Genomic DNA, 2233 nt, shown 5'->3' with positions numbered 1-2233 from the left:
TGGGCCTGCGCGTCGGCGACGCGGGCCTTCCAGGCGTCGTTGCCGACGAGCCAGTCGAAGGACTCCGTCTGAAGCGCCAGGAGGTCGGGGACCTCCAGCGTGTCGGAGATCTTCGCGAACGACAGGCGGGATGCGCCGCGTCCGTTCTTGAGGTTGGTGGTGGGGTTGGATGCGTTGCGCGCAGCAGCCAAGGGGATTACCTCCGTGGGCCCGGGAAGGGCTCGTTTTCCTTGTCGTCAGGTGGAGTGCTCCCCTCGAATCCCGAAGCCTAACGACCGCACGCCGCGGTGAAGCGGGGGAACGCAGGCACAGCCGACCACCATATGAGGGCAAGGGGAAGGGAGCGCAAAGAACAACTATATGCCGCACGACGCGCCATGTCCAGCCGGATTCTTGACGAGCTGTGCAGGCTGCGGTATAACCGCGCGGCATCCCTCTGATTCTGCGGGGTGAACCTGGTGTCCGGCTGGGCGCCGGGCACCGGGGTTGCGCTCGGAACACGAGATAACGCGCAACCAGGACGTTCCGGCAGCATGCGTCCTGTGCCGGGGAGATCTCCTGTGGCGGGCGCCGGGGAAGCGCCCGTCAGCGGAGCGGTCGGGCGTGCCGGAAGCGCACCTGGCGGCCCGGCAGGGCCTGGGCGAGGGCGTCGAGGGCGACATCGGTCGCGACGGCGATGACGGGGTAGCCGCCGGTGACCGGTCCGTCGACGCCGAGGATCGTGGGGCGCCCGCCCGGAGGCACCTGCAGAGCGCCGGGCACCATGGCCTCGCTGGGGAGCTCCCCCCGGCGTATGCGGGCAAGGGCGGGTCCGTCGAGGCGGATGCCGACGCGGTCGGCGTCGGCGGTGACGGTCCAGGTGGCCTCGTACAGGGTGTGAAGCGCCGCCGGCGCGAACCAGTCGGCGCGGGGGCCCGGCGCGAGGTCGAGCTCGAGCACCCCGGCTGAGGGCGGTCCCCACGGGTGCAGGTCCAGCGGCGGGATGCCGCCGGCGGCGTCCGCGGCGAGCGCGAGCACGTCGCCCGCGGCGAGCGGGGCCGGCCCCAGCCCGGCGAGCACATCCGTCGAGCGGGAGCCGGCCACCCGGGGGCCGTCGAACCCGCCCCGCACCGCGAGGTATGCCCGCGCCCCGGCCGCGAACCGTTCGAGGTGCAGCTCTTCGCCCGCCGCCCACGGGAACGGCACGTACGGGTCCACGGTGCGCCCGGCCACCGCGATCGGGCCCCACGCGCCGGTGACCACGGCGACGAGGTCGCGGGCGGCGCGCACCCGGCATCCGCCCATCGTCACCTCGATCGCCGCGGCGTGCTCGTCGCCTCCGACCAGGCGGTTCGCGGTGCGCAGCGCCCCGCGGTCGGCGGCGCCCGAGCGGGCGATGCCCTCGGCCGCGTGCCCCGGACGTCCGAGGTCCTGCAGGGTCGCGAGCGGGCCAGGCGCCACGACCTCCACGGCGGCCGGCTCCCCGCGAGATCGCATCTGACGGCCGAGACGTGGGGAAGTTCCCACGGTCTCGGCCACCGGATGCGGTTTCAGCGACGGGGACGGGGCGGGGGCGACGGGGGCGAAGCGCACGCGACGACCGGGCGTCAGGAGCACGGGGGATGCCGCGGCGGGGTCGAACAGCGTCGCGTCGGTGTGGCCGATGATGCGCCACCCGCCGGGTGTCGCGCGGGGGTAGGCGCCCGAGAAGCCGCCGGCCAGCCCGACGCTGCCCGCGGGCACCCGCGTGCGCGGCGTCGGCAGTCGCGGCACGTCGAAGGGCCAGTCGTCGCTGACGAGGTAGCCGAAGCCCGGCGCGAAGCCGGTGAACGCCACCGTCCACCTCGCCTCGCGGTGGCGGCACACGAGTTCGTCCACGGTGACGCCCAGGACCTCGGCGGTGTCGGCGAGGTCGGGGCCGTCGTACCGGATCGGCACCACGACCTCACCGGCATCCACCGTCGCGGTCGGAGCCGGCGGCGCGTGGGCGATCCACCTGCGGGCCGCCGCGAGCGACAGCACCGCCGGGTCCACCTGCACGAGCACGGTGCGCGCCGCGGGCACGACGTCGACGACGCCGGCGGGGCGGGACGCGTGAAGCCGGGCGTGCAGGTCGCGGGCGGCGGCGGGGGAATCGACCTCGGCCAACAGCGCCGCCCGGCCGAAGGGAAGGATGCGCGGCGGGCTCACCACGGCGCGCGCACCGCCACGCCTTCGGCGGTGAGCGCCCGTCGCGCGGCGAGGGCCATGGCCA

At 75.1% G+C, this 2233-nt stretch carries 2 protein-coding genes; both read right to left on the bottom strand.

The window, feature by feature from the left end; genetic code table 11:
• Positions 1 to 191: hypothetical protein (locus NQ160_RS22660; RefSeq protein ID WP_257517284.1), on the bottom strand; the 191-nt coding region annotated here is incomplete at its 3' end.
• Between the two features lie 394 nt (positions 192 to 585).
• Positions 586 to 2169, bottom strand: a complete 1584-nt coding sequence (locus NQ160_RS22655) for an urea amidolyase family protein (RefSeq protein ID WP_257517285.1) — start codon at positions 2167 to 2169, stop codon at positions 586 to 588.
• Positions 2170 to 2233: the final 64 nt, after the last annotated feature.

This window comes from Microbacterium sp. zg.Y909, assembly GCF_024626565.1.
This window is presented reverse-complemented; position numbering and strand designations above follow the sequence as displayed.